At 32.1% G+C, this 18,640-nt stretch carries 15 protein-coding genes and 1 riboswitch; of the genes, 9 read left to right on the forward strand and 6 right to left on the reverse strand.

Going from position 1 to position 18,640, the window contains the following annotated elements; genetic code table 11:
* Positions 1-42 precede the first annotated feature (42 nt).
* From QO190_RS02395 to QO190_RS02415, 5 genes are all read left to right on the forward strand, one after another.
* Positions 43-804 (forward strand): hypothetical protein, encoded by a 762-nt coding sequence (locus QO190_RS02395; RefSeq protein ID WP_371461326.1) that lies wholly within the window; start codon positions 43-45, stop codon positions 802-804.
* A gap of 297 nt (positions 805-1,101) precedes the next feature.
* Complete coding sequence (secD, locus tag QO190_RS02400) at positions 1,102-3,993, forward strand: protein translocase subunit SecD (RefSeq protein ID WP_371461325.1); 2,892 nt, start codon at positions 1,102-1,104, stop codon at positions 3,991-3,993.
* A 100-nt stretch (positions 3,994-4,093) separates the two neighbouring features.
* Positions 4,094-5,341: a TCR/Tet family MFS transporter gene (locus QO190_RS02405; RefSeq protein ID WP_371461324.1), complete on the forward strand. Its 1,248-nt coding sequence runs from the start codon at positions 4,094-4,096 to the stop codon at positions 5,339-5,341.
* 32 nt (positions 5,342-5,373) lie between these two features.
* Positions 5,374-5,733 (forward strand): twin-arginine translocase TatA/TatE family subunit, encoded by a 360-nt coding sequence (locus tag QO190_RS02410; RefSeq protein WP_069798325.1) that lies wholly within the window; start codon positions 5,374-5,376, stop codon positions 5,731-5,733.
* Positions 5,733-6,308 carry a phosphatase PAP2 family protein gene (locus QO190_RS02415; protein WP_371461322.1) on the forward strand — a complete coding sequence of 192 codons (576 nt, stop codon included), beginning with the start codon at positions 5,733-5,735 and terminating at the stop codon, positions 6,306-6,308. The genes QO190_RS02410 and QO190_RS02415 overlap by 1 nt, the downstream gene beginning before the upstream one ends.
* Before the next feature lie 39 nt (positions 6,309-6,347).
* Here QO190_RS02415 and rlmH read toward each other — a convergent pair whose 3' ends face one another.
* On the reverse strand, positions 6,348-6,821 hold the full coding sequence (gene rlmH / locus QO190_RS02420) for a 23S rRNA (pseudouridine(1915)-N(3))-methyltransferase RlmH (protein ID WP_371461321.1): 474 nt from the start codon (positions 6,819-6,821) through the stop codon (positions 6,348-6,350).
* A gap of 93 nt (positions 6,822-6,914) precedes the next feature.
* On the opposite strand from rlmH, the gene QO190_RS02425 reads away from it, so the two are divergent.
* On the forward strand, positions 6,915-7,859 hold the full coding sequence (locus QO190_RS02425; protein ID WP_371461432.1) for a YihY/virulence factor BrkB family protein: 945 nt from the start codon (positions 6,915-6,917) through the stop codon (positions 7,857-7,859).
* A gap of 62 nt (positions 7,860-7,921) precedes the next feature.
* Here the strand turns inward: QO190_RS02425 and QO190_RS02430 are convergent, their stop codons facing one another.
* Together QO190_RS02430 and cdd are read right to left on the reverse strand one after the other, a co-directional pair.
* Positions 7,922-9,838 carry a TonB-dependent receptor gene (locus QO190_RS02430; protein WP_371461320.1) on the reverse strand — a complete coding sequence of 639 codons (1,917 nt, stop codon included), beginning with the start codon at positions 9,836-9,838 and terminating at the stop codon, positions 7,922-7,924.
* Positions 9,839-9,952: 114 nt separating this feature from the next.
* Positions 9,953-10,160, reverse strand: a riboswitch (cobalamin riboswitch).
* A gap of 81 nt (positions 10,161-10,241) precedes the next feature.
* Positions 10,242-10,721 (reverse strand): cytidine deaminase, encoded by a 480-nt coding sequence (cdd, locus tag QO190_RS02435; protein ID WP_371461319.1) that lies wholly within the window; start codon positions 10,719-10,721, stop codon positions 10,242-10,244.
* 108 nt (positions 10,722-10,829) lie between these two features.
* Here cdd and namA point away from each other — a divergent pair, with 108 nt between their 5' ends.
* Positions 10,830-11,882, forward strand: coding sequence for an NADPH dehydrogenase NamA (gene namA / locus QO190_RS02440; RefSeq protein WP_371461318.1), 1,053 nt, complete (start codon positions 10,830-10,832; stop codon positions 11,880-11,882).
* A 43-nt stretch (positions 11,883-11,925) separates the two neighbouring features.
* On the opposite strand, the gene nhaA is transcribed toward namA, so the two are convergent.
* The 3 genes from nhaA to QO190_RS02455 form a co-directional block, all read right to left on the reverse strand.
* Positions 11,926-13,098: a Na+/H+ antiporter NhaA gene (nhaA, locus tag QO190_RS02445; protein ID WP_371461317.1), complete on the reverse strand. Its 1,173-nt coding sequence runs from the start codon at positions 13,096-13,098 to the stop codon at positions 11,926-11,928.
* A gap of 2 nt (positions 13,099-13,100) precedes the next feature.
* Complete coding sequence (locus QO190_RS02450) at positions 13,101-15,305, reverse strand: bifunctional (p)ppGpp synthetase/guanosine-3',5'-bis(diphosphate) 3'-pyrophosphohydrolase (RefSeq protein ID WP_371461316.1); 2,205 nt, start codon at positions 15,303-15,305, stop codon at positions 13,101-13,103.
* Positions 15,306-15,438: 133 nt separating this feature from the next.
* A complete protein-coding gene (locus tag QO190_RS02455) occupies positions 15,439-15,879 on the reverse strand; it encodes a hypothetical protein (RefSeq protein ID WP_371461315.1) in 441 nt (146 codons plus the stop codon).
* A gap of 241 nt (positions 15,880-16,120) precedes the next feature.
* On the opposite strand from QO190_RS02455, the gene dacB reads away from it, so the two are divergent.
* Together dacB and QO190_RS02465 are read left to right on the forward strand one after the other, a co-directional pair.
* Positions 16,121-17,470, forward strand: a complete 1,350-nt coding sequence (dacB, locus tag QO190_RS02460; RefSeq protein ID WP_371461314.1) for a D-alanyl-D-alanine carboxypeptidase/D-alanyl-D-alanine-endopeptidase — start codon at positions 16,121-16,123, stop codon at positions 17,468-17,470.
* Between the two features lie 16 nt (positions 17,471-17,486).
* A complete protein-coding gene (locus QO190_RS02465) occupies positions 17,487-18,638 on the forward strand; it encodes a PAS domain-containing sensor histidine kinase (protein WP_371461313.1) in 1,152 nt (383 codons plus the stop codon).
* The last annotated feature ends 2 nt before the right edge of the window (positions 18,639-18,640 follow it).

Raw genomic sequence — 18,640 nt, forward strand, 5'->3', positions numbered from 1 at the left:
TATAACTAAAATTTTTTTGTTATATTTGATAAAATTATTTGTATGAAGTTAATTTTTTCCTTTTTATTGGTATTGTTTTACACTTTTATCAATGCGCAAACTCTAGAAGAGACTATTGATTGGTTAAATACTAAAAAAAGTGATGTGATTTCTGTAGAAAGTTATCATCTTCCAAAAAATTCGACTAATACAATTCTTTTTTCATTTACTAAAATTAGGATTGATAACTCAAATGGTGGTTATACTTCTATTGGTTTTGATACTATTAATGATTTTAGAATCAGTGAAACTAATGAGTCTCCGGCTTTGTATATTGTTTCATCATATATTCATGAAGGTTTGCCTTTGTATATTAAAATGAATTTCCAGACAATTGAAATAAGAGATCGTTTCAAAAAAGCTTTTTCGCATATTGTTAATTTAAAAGGTAATGAAATGGTTACGTCATTGAGCAGCGAAAAAAAAGATATGCTAGAATGGTTAAACTCCAGATCTATTGATATTTTTGAAGGGGAAAATAAATTGAGATTATTATATGATGATGTTGGAATAAAAAAATACTATTTAAAATCTACTAATTCTATTCTTATTAATTGGTCTAAAATTAAGAGCATATCTTATAATGTATATGGTGAAAACAAAAAATACTATGTGTTTAATGTTAAAAGTTCTGATTCTATTACAGGTAATTCTGAAGTTATTAAGTTTTATGTTTATTCAGGAGTTGCAGAATCTTATGGTGAAATTCTAAAAGATTTAGCTATATCAAATGGAGCTCAATTAATTAATGAAGATTTATTTTAATAAAGTTTAATATAATTGCAAAAGTATTCAGAAATGAATACTTTTTTTTTAATAATTTCACTAGATATTTATAAAATTTATTTTAAATAATTAAATATTTAATTTATTATTTTACAATCTGTAAATCATTATTAATACTAAAACGAATAATTGAAAGTTCTTAAACAATATTGAAAAAAATTAATAGCATTATTTTTTATTTCAATATTTATTAAAATCATGTAAACAAAATTTTTATTTCAACTGATAATCATTATATTTGCCGACTATAATTTTAAATGTTGTAAACTATAAACAATGCAAGGAAAAGGACTTATTACGATTGTAGCGATTGTTCTTGGGCTTATTTGTATCAACGAGTTGTTGCCAACTTGGTATGCAAGTAAAATAGAAAACGAAGCCAAAGCTATTGCTGGTGAAGACGAAGCAAAATATAATAAAGAAATTGCGCGTCTTTCTAAAGATACCATCCATTTAGGATTCACTCAGCTGAACTATCCTGAAGCTAAGCAGAAAGAAATGAAGCTTGGTTTGGACTTAAAAGGTGGTATTAACGTTCTATTAGAAATTAACCAAAGAGATTTAGTAAATGATTTAACCAATTATTCTACTAATCCTATCGTTATAGAAGCGCTAGACAGAGCTGACAAAGTTCAGAAACAGTCTACAAAACCTTATATTGAAGATTTTTTCACTCAGTTTGACTTAGTTAATCAAGAGAAAAAAGCTGGTCTTAAATTGGCTAGCCCAGAAGTTTTTGGAACTCAAAAATTAAGTGGTCAAATTAAATTCAATACTACAGATGACCAAGTAAAATCTATTATTAGAAGTAAAATTGATGCTTCTGTAGGAACTGCCTTCGAAGTAATTAGAACCAGAATTGATAAAATGGGAGCGGTACAACCAAACGTACAACGTGTTCCTGGTACTGGTAGAATTGCGGTAGAGATGCCAGGTATTAAAGATAAAGACAAAGTGAAAAAAATGCTTTCTACTTCTGCTAAATTGCAGTTCTGGGAAGTACAACAAATCAACGAAGTTGCTCCTTATCTAGAAACACTTTCTAAAATTGTTCCAGCAAAAGCAGATTCTCTTGGTGTTGCTAAAAACACTAATCTTATCAACATGCTTCAGCTGAATACATTGAGACAAGCTGGTGTAGGTAATATCAAGCTTTCTGATACTTCAGCAATGAACAAAATTCTGAATAGCGAAATTGCAATAAAACTGAGACCAGCAAATCTTAAATTTACCAAATTCATGTGGGCTTATAAACCAGATGCTGCTGATCCAGATAATTTAGTACTTTACGCTATCAGAGGAAATATCAATCAAAAAGCTCCAGTAGATGGTGCGGTAGAAACTGCTAGAATTAACTATGATAATCTTGGTAGAATTGTAGTAGACATGCAGATGGATACTGAAGGTACTAGAGACTGGAAAACACTTACTGAGAAAAACGTAGGAAAACCAGTTGCAGTAACTTTAGATAACATTGTTTACACGGCTCCAAATGTAAATGAGCCGATTCCTTCTGGTAGATCTCAGATTTCTGGAAGTTTTACTCAAGAAGAAGCTAAAGACCTTACAGACGTATTAAGCGCAGGTAAATTGCCAGCTTCTGCTAAAGTTGTTCAGGCTGATGTAGTAGGACCTTCTCTTGGTCAAGAATCTATTTCTGCAGGACTTTGGTCTTTCTTTATTGCATTCCTAATTATTGTAGTATATATTATTTTCTACTATGGTGGTGCTGGTGTTTATGCGATTATAGCAATGATATTTAACCTATTCTACCTTTTCGGAATTATGGATTCTATCAATGCTACACTTACGCTTCCTGGTATTGCTGGTATTGTATTAACCATGGCAATTGCGGTAGACACAAACGTAATCATCTACGAAAGAACGAAAGAAGAATTATTTGCAGGTAAATCTATTAAACAAGCATATACAGACGGTTTCAAACATGCACTTTCTGCAATTATAGATGGTCACCTTACTTCATTGCTAACAGCATTAGTATTATTTATCTTCGGAACAGGACCTATTAAAGGTTTTGCGGTAACTACAGGTATTGGTCTTATCATGACTTTCTTTACTTCTGTATTGTTATCTAGAGTAATGATTTTCCATAGATTAAATAAAGGAAAAGGACTTTCTGTTTGGACTCCAATTACTAAAAACTGGTTCAGAAATGTTTGGATTGATTTTATTGGTAAAAGAAAATTTGCTTACATCTTTTCTACAATTCTTACTATTGCGAGTTTATTCTCCATTTTCAATTATGGTTTCAAAACTGGGGTAGACTTCAAAGGTGGTAGAAGTTATGTAGTAAGATTTGATAAAGATGTAGAAGCTACTAAAGCTCACGAATCTCTTGCTAAATTATTCGTTTTAAATGGTGAATCTCAAGCAGTAGATGTTAAAACTTTTGGTAATGCAAACCAATTAAAAATTACAACTGACTATAAAATTGATGATGAATCCATCGAAGCTGACCAAGATATTGAGAAAAAATTATTTGAAGGTTTAAAACCTTTCTTATCTCCAAATACTACATTAGCAGATTTCAAAGATGCTCATGGTGCTGAATTAGGAATTGTTTCTTCTTCTAAAGTAGGACCTACAGTAGCAGATGATATTCAAACAGGTGGTACTTATGCAGTATTAGCATCGTTATTAGGAATTTTTATTTATATCTTATTTAGATTTAACAAATGGCAATTCTCATTAGGTGCGGTAGCAGCATTAGCTCACGATGCAATTATCATTCTTGGGGTATTCTCATTCTTTAAAAATATCATGCCATTCAACATGGAGATTAACCAAGACTTTATCGCTGCGATTCTTACAGTACTCGGTTACTCGATAAATGATACCGTAATTGTATTCGACAGAATTAGAGAATACTTGAGAGAGAAGAAATCTCTTACTCTAGCGGGATTGTTTGATGACTCTATTTCTAGTACACTAGGTAGAACCTTTAATACATCATTTACTGTATTATTGGTAATTATGGCAATTTTCTTCTTCGGAGGAGATAACTTAAAAGGATTTATGTTCGCATTATTCTTAGGTATTTTCTTCGGAACTTATTCTTCCGTATTCATTGCATCAGCAATTGCATACGATTTCCTAAAAACAGGAAAAGAAGAAGCTCCACACGAAAGAACAACCACAGAAAAATAATAAGAAGCGCTCGAAAGAGCGCTTTTTTTGTAAGATAAATTGATATGTAAAAGTTAAAAAATTTCTAGAAAATCGAAAAAGATGTATCTTCGCTTTCTGTATGAAAAATTCGAATAAAACAGCTGCGATTTGGTTTATATTTATCACCTTAATCATTGATATTACAGGTTGGGGAATTGTAATCCCAGTTGTGCCTAAATTAATAGAAGAATTGATTAATGGAGACTTAAGCGAAGCTTCTAAATATGGGGGGTGGCTTAGTTTTTTATATGCTTTCATGCAATTTCTTTTTGCGCCAGTTTTAGGTAATTTAAGTGACAAGTATGGTAGAAGACCGGTTATTTTATTTTCACTTTTAGGATTTTCTATTAACTTTTTTATTCAAGCTTGGGCGCCAACTATTTTTTGGCTGTTTGTAGGTCGTATTTTTTCTGGAATTACGGGTGCAAGTATCACTACCGCTTCAGCTTATATTGCAGATATTTCAGATGACAGCAATCGTTCTAAAAACTTTGGAATGATAGGTGCTGCTTTTGGTTTAGGATTTATCATTGGTCCTGTAATTGGTGGATTATTAGGACAATTTGGTTCTAGAGTACCATTTTATGCAGCCGCTGTTTTATGTTTGGTAAATTTTGCTTACGGATATTTTATATTGCCAGAAAGTTTAGGAAAAGAGCACAGAAGACCTTTTGAATGGAAAAGAGCTAATCCAGTGGGTTCATTATTAAAAGTAAGAACACATCCTGAAATTTTAAAACTTTTCATTGCTTGGTTTTTGGTGTATTTGGCGAGTCATGCGGTACAAACCAATTGGGCATATTTTACGATGTACAAATTTGCTTGGGACGAAAAAACAGTAGGGATTTCTCTTGGAGTAATGGGAGCTTTTACCGCTTTTGTTCAAGGTTTTTTAATTAGAAAAGTTCATCCTAAATTGGGTAGCGAAAGAAGTATTTTATACGGAATTATGTTTTACTGTACCGGAATGTTGCTTTTTGCATTCGCTCAAAAAGAATGGATGATGTACGCTATTTTAGCCATTTATTGTTTAGGTGGAATTGCTGGGCCAGCTTTACAATCCGTCATTTCATCAAAAGTTTCACCGAAAGAACAAGGTGATTTGCAAGGTGCTTTAACAAGTGTCATCAGTATTACGTCTATTATTGGGCCGTTATTGATGACTCAGATTTTCTATTTTTTCACTCATCCAGATGCTAAAATTAAACTTTTAACCTTAGAATTAAAACTACCATTTCAGTTTTCTGGAGCGCCTTTTTTCTTAGGATTTGTGTTAATGGCAGTGAGTGCTTATTTTGTTTATTACGTTTTTCACAGAAAAAAGTAAATAATTATTAATTAATAATTTAAATTTGCAGAATGGAACTAAGTTTTGGAGAAATGCTGATGATTGCTTTGGTAATCGTCGTTTTATTTGGGCCTAATAAAATCCCTGAAATTGCAAGAGGATTGGGACAAGGAGTGCGTAAAATGAAAGATGCGATGGAAGATGTAAAATCGGAAATCATGAAGGAAACAGATAATCCAGTCTCGGAAATAAAGCGTGAAATAGAAAAAGTAAAAAAAGCAGCTCAAGAATACGATCCTACCGAAAAAATTAAACAAGAATTAGATTTAAGAAAACAAATCGAAGGGAAATCTTCTGATGAATTGATTCAAGAATCTAAAGAAGAAATCAATAAATTGAGCGACGAATATCAAGGCCCCGTTTCAAGATAATGGAAGAAATTATTTTAGAAGACAAACAAGCCATGATTTTCCTGAATAATTTAGGAAGTTCTACTTTTGATCCGTTCTGGATTTTGGTTTCAGAAAAATGGTTCTGGATTCCACTTTACGTAATTTTTTTATATTTTCTGTATAAAAATTTCAATAAAAAGTCATTGTTCTACATATTGCTTTTTGTAGCATTAGGAATTACAGCTTCTGACCAAATCGCCAATATTTTTAAATTTGGTTTTGAGCGATTAAGACCTTGTCATGATCCATCATTAGAAGGTTTATTGAGAGAAGTAAAATGTGGTGGTAAGTTCGGGTTTTATTCTGCGCACTCGTCTAATTCTTTTTTTGTAGCGACTTATCTTACCATGCTTTTAGGCAAAAAAATAAAGCAATTGCCTTACTTTCTATTTGTTTGGGCAGCTATTGTTGCATACAGTAGAGTATATCTCGGAATGCATTTTCCTGGAGATATCATAGTAGGTGCAATCATGGGAATTCTTCTGGCTTTATTCTTTGGAATTTTAGCAAAAAAAGTCATCAGAAAATCAGAAGTTACAACTCTAGACTCATAATTTCTAAATCTTAAATCTAAAATCCCAAATCGTAACTCATCAGTCATTATGATACGGTTTTCCTTGTAGGATTTGGTCTGCTCGGTAAATCTGTTCTACAAAGAATAATCGAATCATCTGATGCGTGAAAGTCATTTTAGAAATAGAGATTTTTTCATTTGCTCTTTGATACATTTCTTCTGAAAAACCATAAGCTCCACCCACTAAAAAACAGATTTTTTTGATAGAATTGTTTTGATAAGAATCTAATTTTTGAGCAAACTCTCTGCTGGTAAATTGTTTTCCTTTTTCGTCCAAAAGTACCACTAAATCGGTGTTTTCTATTTGATTGAGAAATAATTTAGCTTCTTCTTTTTTAAGCAAATCAGGCGTGAGATTTCTAGCATTTTTAACATCAGGAATTTCTGTAATTTCGAAATTCCAATGTCTAGGAAGCCTTGTAAGATAGTAATTGATGAGATTTTTAATTTCTTTATCGTCAGTTTTGCCTATGCAGAGTAAATTAATTTTCATTCCTTATCTTTGTACAAATATAAAATAACGATTTTGAAACTTCCTACTTTCCTTAGAAAAATTCATCGTTTTTTAGATGGCATACATTTGCCCATGTTAGGCATTTCTCTTTGGGAAATGTTTGATATTTATGTAAGAGGAGTTTTTAAAAACCGTTTAATCGCGAAAGCTTCTGCCATTTCTTGGAGTTTCTTTTTGAGTTTATTCCCGTTTTTATTGTTTTTGCTTTCCATTTTGCCTTATTTACCGCATTATGATAAGCTTCAGTTTTATATTTTTGAAGTATTGATGCATAATGTTTTTCCTGCACACATGCATGCAGATGTTACGAATTACATTACCAAAAGTATTGTTCCGAATATGAAGAGCATCAGTAATTTTACCATTATTTTTGCTTTGATTTTTGCAACCAACGGAACTTTTTCTCTCATTGATGGATTTAATGACCACACCGAAGAAAAACGAACCGATGTTTATGAATATATTTTGTCTTTTTTCATCACGATTGGTTTTATTGCGATTATCTTTTTAGCGCTTTTCGGAGTGTATTATTCTGAGGTGGTTCTCAAACTTTTTACGCCACAATATGATATTTCTTGGTTTGTAGATAATTTATCTAAAATCATTGGTTTTGTTTCCTTTCCATTGTTTTATTTCTTGTTGTTGGCATTGTTTTATTGGGTAGGAACAGCCAAGATTGCCAGATTTAGACAAGCGCTTCCTGGTGCTTTTTTTACCACTATAGTATTTGTGATTACTACGTATTTCTTTGCAGTTTATGTAAGTAAATTTGCCAGATATAATGTTTTATACGGTTCTATTGGTTCGATTATTTTATTAATGGTTTGGGTGAATTTAAATGTGATTTTACTTCTTCTAGGAAATGAATTGAATATTGCCATCAGAAAACTCAGAATTGAGAAAATTTTGGCAGATGAAATGAAACACGAAGTAGAAGAATATCACCAAGAAATCGAAAATTTACCCGAAGCAAGTTCTGAACATACCATCAAATTAGATTCTGAGAAAAAATCATAAAAAAAAACTTCAGCAAATAAATTGCTGAAGCTCGAAACACAAGTGGAATAAAAATTTAATCCTTAAAATTTATATTCTACTCCTAAAGTTATATTTCTAGGTTTTGTGGTAAAACCGATGACATCTGTATAACTGGTATTCAATACGTTTCCTACGTTTAAGTAAGTATCAAGAGATTTGGTGATTTTCTGATTGATATTCAGCTTAAACAAATGAAACGCTTCTAATTCTACGTTTTTTGTGCTAAAATTACTGCTATCATAGTACGCATCATTTCTTTTTGAGGTAAATTGATAAGAAATATTGATTCTGTTATTTTTAATCGGTAAAATTTCTAAAAAAGCATTTGCTCTTTGTTTTGGCGAACGCAATCTTGTTGCAGGATTGTCTTTTTCAGCGAAAGAGAAATTACCACCTACATTTACTTTTTCATTGAAATGATATTGAACTCCTAATTCTACACCTTTTACTTTATTGCTGTCTACGTTTAAAAATTTCCCAGCATAAGTGTTGAAATCTACAATGTTATACACGAAAACATCTTTTTCTTTTCTGCTGAAAACACTTGCATTTACCACAAAAGTTCTGTCTTTCTTTCCAAAACTGAAATCCAACTCATGCGAAGCATTGGTTTCTGGTTTTAAATCAAAATTTGGCAAAACATAAGGCAGTGAACCATAAGATTGATAAAGAGTAGGTGCGATAAATGCAGTAGCATAAGAATAGCCTATTTTTAAGAATTTGTCATCTAAATCTGTTAAAATAAATGGATTTACACTGTAAACAAAGTGATTGTCATATTTAGAATGATTGTTCAATCGTGCTCCTAAATCCAAATGAAAAATTTGATATGCTAAATTTGCATTGGCAAAAACATCAAAATTACTGATTTCAGTTTCGCCAAGAGTCAATACATTTTGCATGGAAGTTCCGCCCCAAGGTAATGATTTAGAACCTAAATTCTGAGTTTCATACTGAATTCCCGCTACTAAATTAATATTTTCTGAAAATTGAGTCTGATTGTACAATTCAGCAAAAATATTTTGACCTTGATAGCTGTATTGGTCTTGATAGTTATTATTATTTATGTTTCTCACGATTCTTTCATTCGCTGAAATTCTAGAATTAAACGTGATATTTCCTTTGTCGTATGAATATTGAGCATTGAGTCCGCTGAATTTTTGGGTGTCATTGCCTTTGTATTTTCCATCTTCAAAAGTACCATTGTCAAAATCATAATAATGATGTTGATAACCAGCGTTTACAGTTACATTGAAATTTTGAGTGCTGTAACCTACAGTAGCATTTGCATTTTGCTTTTCAAAACCATCTTTATCGAAATTTTCTCCAAGAGCTGCCGAAATTCCGTCTGATTTTTCATTAGAACCAGAAAATTGATAATTCCATTGATTGATTTTTCCTTGAGCGCTCAAATTTTGCCCGAAAGTTCCGAAACTGCCAATTCTTGCTCCAATTCTTCCTTCTAAAGCTTGTTGCGAAGATTTTTTAGTTTTAATATTAATCACAGAAACGGTAGCATTAGAACCATATAAAACCGAAGATGCTCCATTCAGAATTTCTATAGATTCTATATTTTCTGAAGCAAAAAGTCTAAGGTCTGTAGCGGTATAATCATTTCCGGTAACGTCTTTTAACGGAATTCCATCTACTAGAATTAATACGTTGGCTAGTTTTCCACCTCTAATTTTTAGAGATTTCGGTTCTGGACCATTGTTGAAGTTTCCAGTGATTTGATAACCAGAGACTTGGTTAAGAATTTCTGCCGCGTTTTGTCCTTTGAATTTTTCTAAATCTTTAGAAGTAAGGAGTTGTACATTTTTACCTGTTTTGTGAAGTTGTTGTTTAGCTTTTGCTGCGATGCTCACTTCTGGAATTAATTTTTCTTCTTTTTCTTGAGCTGACAATTGTGAAATTCCCGTCACAAAGAGCATTCCTGCGAAGATTAAGTTTTTCTTCATTGTTAAATTTTAAAGTTAATGACTGCTATCAATAACTTTCTGGAAAAGAAATAAAGAAAAACCACAGAAGAACTGCGTTTTTTACAGGATTTCTCTACTTTTCCTCCGAAAGTATTGATAATGAATGTTTTTGGCAGGTCTCCTGACTTTCGCATTTTTTGCACCTTCTCATCTTTTCAAATAAGATAATGGCTTTTTTTGCAAAAAATTCCTTCGATTTTCACCGAAGCACGATTTACAGTTGCGGGGACAGTTTCGGATTTTCACCGAATTCCCATTTTAATTCCGACAAACATCGGAAACCAAAAGCATTGCAAATGTACATTTAAACCAGAAATTGTGAAAATTTTTGGTCTATATATTTCAAAAAAAATAGAAAACCCTAAGGTTTTCTATTTAGATTTTATAAAAAAGAAGCATCAAACGAGAACGGAAGTAAATCTTTAATCGAATCACATTTATAAACCGCCCCATCAATTCCAGAGAAATAAATTTCTATCGGCTCATTTTGCTTCGTTTCATATTCTAGTAAACTCTGTCTGCATGCACCACAAGGTGGAGTAGCAGTAGTAAAAGTCTCTTCTCTAGAAGGTCCACCAATAACGTATAGTCTTTTAATTTTTACGTTCGGATAATTGGCGCCAATATTAAAAACTGTGACTCTTTCTGCACATAAACCAGAAGGATAAGCTGCGTTTTCTTGGTTGTTACCGGTAACAATTTCTCCGTTTTCCAGAAGAACAGCGCAACCTACATTGAAATGAGAATAGGGAGCATAAGCGTTTTTTCTAGCATTGATAGCTGCTTCATGAAGGGTTTTCTCTATGTCTGAAAGTTCGTTTCTTTCTATTTGAGAAAATTTAATTCTTAATTCTTTTTCCATTTTAAAAAAATCGGAGAGTAAAATTACAAAAATTTTGTGAAACCAAAGAATTAATCGTGATTTTCTGCGTAAAAATGATAAATTTGGGCTCAAATTAATTTTATAAATATGAAACTTTTTACCCCAATTAAGTTTAGAAATTTAGAAATAAAAAACAGAATAGTCATGGCGCCTATGTGTATGTATTCTGCAGAAAATGGCGTAGTAAATGATTTTCATTTGGTGCATTATGCCACTCGCGCTTTTGGTGGAGTAGGATTAATCATTGCAGAAGCTACTGGTGTAGTTCCAGAAGGTAGAATTACGGATAAATGTGCAGGAATTTGGAATGATGAACAAGCTGAAGCATGGAAAAAAATCGTAGAATTCATCCATCAAAATACAGAAACCAAAATTGGGATTCAATTAGGTCACGCTGGTAGAAAAGCTTCTACTTGGAATGGTAAACAAACTTCTTTGGAAGAAAACGGATGGATTACGGTTGCGCCTTCAGAAATTCCTTATCTAGAAGGTGAAAGAACACCTCATGCTTTAACAAAATCTGAAATTTCAGAATTGGTAAACGCTTTTAAAGAAGCTGCAGTAAGAAGTGTGAAAGCAGGTTTTGATGTGATTGAAATTCATGCTGCACATGGTTATTTAATTTCTCAGTTTTTATCTCCTCTAAGCAATGTGAGAACAGATGAATATGGTGGAAGTTTAGAGAACAGAGCGAGAATTTTACTAGAAATCGTAGAGGCTGTAAATGAAGTTCTCAACGAAAATGTTCCTTTGTTTGTGAGAATTTCTGCAACAGAATACGCTGAAAACGGTTGGGATGTAGAGAATTCTGTTGTGCTTTCTAAAATCTTAAAAGAAAGAGGTGTAGATTTAATTGATGTTTCTAGCGGTGGAAATATTTCTGGTGCTAAAATCAATGTTTTTTCTGGTTATCAAGTCCCTTTTTCTCATCAAATCAAACAAGAAGCAGAAGTGAAAACTGGTGCAGTAGGTTTGATTACCAATGCAACTCAAGCCGAAGAAATTCTGCAAAAAGATGAAGCGGATGTAATTTTGTTAGCAAGAGAACTTCTGAGAAATCCATATTTTGTAGCAAAAAGCTCTTGGGAAAATAATGAATTAAGTTTCTTCCCTCCACAATACGAAAGAGGTAAACCTTAAAATAAAAAAGGGTTTCTAAATTTTAGAAACCCTTTTTTTATGCTTAAATATTTTCTTTATAATCGGAAACCGAAATTTTCTTTTTAGCTAAAAGTTTCAATAAAAAATAACCAGAAAATCCAGAAATTGCAGAAGCTACAAGAATGGCAAATTTGGCTTCGTCTTGTATTTCGGTGTGTCCTTTGTAAGAAAGCAACGCGATGAAAATAGACATGGTAAAACCAATTCCTGCCAATAAACCTGCACCAATCATTTGAGACCAATTGCTTTTTTTAGGTAAATCGCTTAGCTTTAATTTGATGGCAATGAAGGAAAATAGATTGATTCCTACTACCTTTCCTAGAACTAAACCTAGAATAATTCCGTAGCCGAAATTGCTAAATAATCCTTCTATCATTCCGCTTTTAAACTGAATATTAGTATTCGCTAATGCGAAAATCGGCATGATGAAATAATTAACGGGTAAGTGTAATTTTTCTTCTAATTTTTCTAAAGGCGAGATTTCTGTAGTGCTTTCATTTGTAGGAATGGTAAATGCCAATAAAACCCCTGCAATAGTAGCATGAATGCCACTGTGATGCATAAAATGCCATAAAAATAATCCTGGAATGATGTAGAAAATATGTTTTTTAACTTTGAAAAAATTCAAAAGAATTAAAAGCAATAACACTGCGCCACTCAAAGCTAAATAAGTGATTTCTAATTTCTCTGTGTAGAAAATTGCAATCACAACAATTGCTCCTAAATCATCAACAATTGCTAGAGCAGTAAGGAAAATTTTAACAGAAGCGGGAACTCTTTTCCCAAGCATAGAAATAATAGCGAGAGAAAAGGCAATATCTGTTGCCATAGGAATTCCCCATCCATTTTGGTATTCTGTTCCGTAATTAAAAAATATGAAAATTAATGCAGGAACAACCATTCCGCCAATCGCTGCAAAAATAGGAAGAGACGCATTTTTAAGGCTAGAAAGTTCTCCTTCTAAGAGTTCACGTTTAATTTCTAAACCTACCAATAAAAAGAAAATTGCCATTAAACCATCATTAATCCAAAGACTTGTAGAATAAGGTCCAATTGGATAATCTAATAGATTTTGAAAATCATCTCCTAAACTAGAGTTAGCAATCATCAATGAAACGATGACACAGATAATCAATAAATTTCCTGAAGATTGTGCTATTTGGAAAAATTTTCTAAAATAATTGGTAATCAGCATATTTATAGTCTTTTTACTTGGGTTACACTCAGTACATTTCTGAGTTGTTTTAGTGTTTCTTCTAGTTGGCTTTTGTTTTTAACTTCTAGCGTGATGGTTCCTAAGAAAATACCGTCATTACTTTCGATAGAAATACTTTTCATGTCAATATTCATGGCATTACTTATCACTTCAGTAATGTCGTTTACCAATCCTTTTCTGTCAATTCCTTCGATTTCTATTCTTACTCTGCTGCTGTAACGTTGTTCATTAACCCATTTTGCAGGCATTACTCTATAATCGTAATTTGCTCTAAGGTTAATCGCGTTCGGACAATTGTCATTATGAACTTTAATTCCGTCTGAAATCGTGATAAATCCAAAAATTTTATCACCTGGAATTACGGTACAACATTTGGCAAAGCTGTAATTCAGTTTTTCTTCATCTTTTCCGAAAACGATTAAGTCTAAGTCTGTGGTTGGACTTTCTTCGTAAGCAGTATTGATGTTGGGTGATTTTCTAAATCTCTGGAAGAAATTTTTCAGAGCACTTTTAGAATCGGCATATTTTTTTAAATCTGTGGTATCATAAGTGCCATCATAGAATTTTAGAAATAAATCTTGAGAGGTTTTATGATTGAAAAATTTCTGAATATTATTTACTTCTTCTTCTGAAAAGGTAAGTTTTGCATGTCTTAATTTTCTTTGGAAAATTTCTTTTCCTTCTGCAACTTGTCCGTTCTTTTCGGAGTTAAGCGCGGCTTTAATTCTAGATTTTGCTTTAGAAGTGATAACAATATCTAGCCAATCTTGCTTTGGTTTTTGATTTTGAGAAGAAAGAATGTCTATTTGGTCGCCGTTTTGTAAAACGTAAGAAATAGGAACCAGTTTTCCGTTGATTTTTGCACCTAAACATTTCATTCCTAAATCGGTGTGAACTGAAAATGCAAAATCTAAAGCGGTAGAACCCACTGGTAAAATTTTAATTTCTCCTTTTGGCGTGAAAACAAAAACTTCTTTGGAATAAAGATTAAGTTTAATATTATCCAAAAGTTCTGTAGTGGAAAGGTTTTGTTGTTGTTCTATGACTTCTCTAATCTGAGAAACCCACTTTTCAAAGTTTCTATCGTCGCTGTTTTGTTTGAAACCTTCTTTGTATTTATAATGCGCTGCAACACCTTTTTCAGCGATTTCGTCCATTCTTTCTGAACGAATTTGAACTTCAATCCATTTTTTGTCAGGACCTAAAACGGTTAAATGTAAACTTTCGTAACCTGTAGAACGAGGATTTGTAATCCAGTCGCGCATTCTTTGTGGATTGCTGTGGTATAAATCGGTAACGATGGAATAGATTTTCCAAGCGATGAATTTTTCGTTTTTAGCGTCTGATTTATAAATAATTCTAATCGCGTAATTATCAAAAACCTCTTCGAAAGGTACGTTTTGCTTCAGCATTTTTCTATAAATAGAACTGATGGCTTTTGCTCGTCCTTTGATGGTAAAATTGAGATGCTCTTCTTTTAGTTGCTCCGAAACTTCTTTTTTAAATTCTTCTACATATTTTTCACGATTATCTTTGGCGAGTTCTAATTTATTAGCAATATCATAATAAACATCTGGATTGTTGTATTTTAAAGATAAATCTTCAAGTTCTGATTTTATGTTATAAAGTCCTAGTCTATGAGCAAGAGGAGCGTAAATGTAAACCGTTTCAGAGGCAATTTTCTTTTGTTTGTCATCTCTCATGCTTTCAAGAGTTCTCATATTGTGCAATCTGTCTGCAATTTTGATGAGAATTACGCGGAAATCTTCTGAAAGCGTAAGAAGTAATTTTCTGTAATTTTCAGACTGAACCGAAATGTTTTGATGGTTCATCACCGAAATTTTTGTCAATCCATTAACAATATCTGCTATTTTTTGACCAAAAATTTTCTTGATGTCTTCATAAGTATATTCAGAATCTTCAATCACGTCATGAAGTAATGCACAAGCGATAGAAGTGGCTCCTAAACCTATTTCATTGGCAACAATTTTTGCCACTTCGATAGGGTGATAGATGTAAGGTTCGCCCGTTTTTCTTCTTTGGTCTTTGTGAGCGTCTAAAGCAATATCAAATGCTTTCCTGATGAGTTTATTCTGTTCTTCATCAAGAGTTCTGTATGTATTAGAGATTAAATCTTTATAGCGATACTGAATTTCTTTATTTTCTTTTTCTAAATCATAAACCATCTTTGAACCTCTTTAATTATCACGAAAATACAAAAAAAAAGCTTTAAAATAAAAGCTTTACTGTAATTCCTAAAAAGAAAACCCGAAAATAAATTTCGGGCTTCGTATGAAAAAATTAATTTGATATGAAGAATTATGTGTTTGAACTTACTTCAGAATTTATTCCTGTGCTCATCTCTGAGCTAGAAGTTTTAATTTCTGGCATTGCGTAAATAAGCGCTTTTGCTTTTAGGGCAACTACTTTTTTAATGTAATCTAAATCTACTGCTTCTGCAAAATCTACTTCGGGTAATTCATAAGTATTGACTACTTTGTTTTCTCTGAAAGCGTCTTTTGCTAATTGTAATTCAGTATCATTATTAATCGCCACACTAGTAATCAAAGAATCTACAGCAGTAGCTTCTTGGTCTATGTCATTAGTAAAAAGTTTGCTCCAAAAAGATTTTTCTACTGGCTTACTTTGGGTAAGGTAAACAATGTAATCAGAGTCTTTGAAACCTTTTTTTTCTAAACTTTCAGAAACTGCTTTTGCTTGATCTTGGCTTCCGAAGAGCCCTACAATTGTGTATGACATAATTTTAAAAATTTTAGTCGGTTAATTATGATGCAAATATATACTAAATAAATGATAATAAAATGTTAAAAAATAAAATTTTAATATAAAATTGATAAAAATCATCGTTTATTTTATTAATTAAATAATTGTTTAATAAATTGACATTGCTAATAAATCATTTATTTCTTTGTTTTTTTAATTTTTTAGGAAGAAGTAATCCATTTTATTTTCTTTATATTTGAAAAAACAATTATTCTTTATGAAGAAATTTTTTGCTTTTATAACGGTTTTTTGCTTGCAAATATTTTATTCACAGTCGGTTACACAGAATTTAGATAAAGCAGTTCAGTCACTTTTGGCGTCTTCTCCTATGTATTCTGGGAATCTTTCTTTTTATGTAGCAGATGAAAGCGGAAACTTTGTTTATGAATATCAAGGAAACAAAGGATTGTCTACCGCTTCTACCATGAAAATCTTTACAGCTGCAGCGGCTTTGGAAACTTTAGGAAAGAATTATCAATACAAAACTCAAATAGCATTCGATAAAAATCTGTATATTTTTTCAAATGGAGATCCAACTTTGGGAAGTTGGCGATATGATGGTTATAAACCAGAACATTTTATTTCAAAAATTATAGAAACGCTCAAGTCTAGAAATATCAAAGAAATTCCTGGAGATTTAGTGATAGATGACATGTACTTTGATTTTCAAAAAATTCCTGGAGGTTGGCCTTATAACGATATTGGAAATTATTACGGAGCTGGAGTTTGGGGCGTAAATTGGCGGGAAAACCAATTTGACATTAATACTTTTGGCAAAGATTTTAAAAATTTCAATATCAATTTAGAAGGTGTGCATTTTGTGAATGATGCAAGAACGGAAGGGACTACTGACAGAAGCATTATTTTTACTACTCCATATAATGATGTGGCGCATGTAACGGGAACGCTTCCTGCAAAAAATATAACGGTTTCTGGAGCTACACCTAATCCACCAAAACAATTGGCACTAGAAATGGTAGCAGAATTAAAGAAACAAAACATCGCTTTTAACGGAAAAATCATCATCAATTCTGAGAGATTAATTGAAGGACAAAATCCTTTAGCATTTCCTAAAAATAAAGTGATTTTAGAATATTTGTCACCTACTTTAGATAAAATGGTTTTTTGGTTTCTGAAAAAAAGCATCAATTTCTACGGTGAAACTTTCGTGAAGACAATGGCTAAAGAAAAAACAGGAAATTCTTCTTTTGAAAGTGGAATGAAATACCTTAAAAATTTCTGGAAACAACATGGAATAGATGAAAGAATGATTAATTTTGTAGATGGAAGTGGATTGTCTCCACAAAATTATGCTTCTACAAGAGCTGAAGTTTTAGCTTTGATTTGGGCAAAAAAACAACCTTGGTTTGCTGAATATTTTGAAGGATTTCCGGTGCAAGGAAACGGCATGAAAATGAAAAGCGGAAGTATAAAAGATTGTAGAGCTTTTGCAGGTTATCATACTTCTAAATCTGGTCAAAAATATGTTTTTGCAATTATTATGAATAATTATCAGGCCAATGATTTGAGTGATGCGCTGTACAAAGTTTTGAATCAGTTAAAGTAATTTAAATTTTAAATTCTTGAGAAACAATTTTATTTCTAAGATTAACAATTGGTTTGTGTTTGTGCTATTAACCATAATAGTTGCAGGATTGGCTGTTTCTTCTAATTTCTTAATCAATCATCTTAGAAAAAAAGAAACCGACAGAATAAAATCGCTTGCAACGGCTGTAAAATATCTTCAAGACAATAACGTAGATTCTCGATTGAATGACTTATCACTCAATGTTATCGACGAAAATAAAGACATTCCCATCATTATCACCGATAAAAATAGAAATCTGATTGAAAGTAAAAACATCGACGAAGAAATCTTAAACAATCCCGAAAAACTGAAACAGAAAATCGCCGAAATGGATGATAAATATCCTCCTTTTGAAATTCAGTTGCCCAATTTTAATAACCAATTCGTGTTTTATGACAACTCAGATTTGCTCAATTTTCTGCGTTATTATCCTTATGCATTAGGTTTGTTCATTGGTTTGTATCTTTTGTTTTCTTTTTGGTTTTTGCGCACTATCAAAAAATCAGATGAATCCATGTTGTGGGCTGGTTTGGCTAAAGAAACAGCACATCAAATCGGAACTCCGCTTTCTTCTATGATTGGTTGGGTAGAAGTGATGAAACTCGATGCCAATAGAAATGACGATGGTTTGTTGGAAATCAATAAAGATATCAATCGTTTAAAAACCATTTCTGAGCGTTTTTCTAAAATTGGTTCGGTTCCAGAACTGAATGATTTGAATTTAAAGGAAACAGTTCAACAAAATTTTGATTATTTGAAATCTAGAATTTCCAGAAAAGTAAATTTTGAACTCAAAGTTCCTTCAAGAGAAATTTTGATTCCTCACAATAGAATTTTGATGAGTTGGGTGATTGAAAACCTTGTGAAAAATGCGGTAGATGCGATGAAAGGAGAGGGGAAATTGGAAATTTCTCTTTATTCTAAAAATAATTACGTCTTAATTGATGTAAAAGATTCTGGCTCTGGAATGACTAATACTCAAATGCGAAGTGCTTTCAAACCGGGTTATTCTACCAAAAAAAGAGGTTGGGGTCTTGGTTTGTCTTTGGCAAAACGCGTCATCAATGAATATCACAATGGCGACATCAAAATAGCAGAATCCGAAGTAGGAAAGGGAACTACGTTTAGAATTGTGCTGAAATCTTAAAA

Source organism: Cloacibacterium sp. Arc13 (assembly GCF_041431305.1).
In the GTDB taxonomy this organism is placed as follows: Bacteria; Bacteroidota; Bacteroidia; order Flavobacteriales; family Weeksellaceae; genus Cloacibacterium; species Cloacibacterium caeni_B.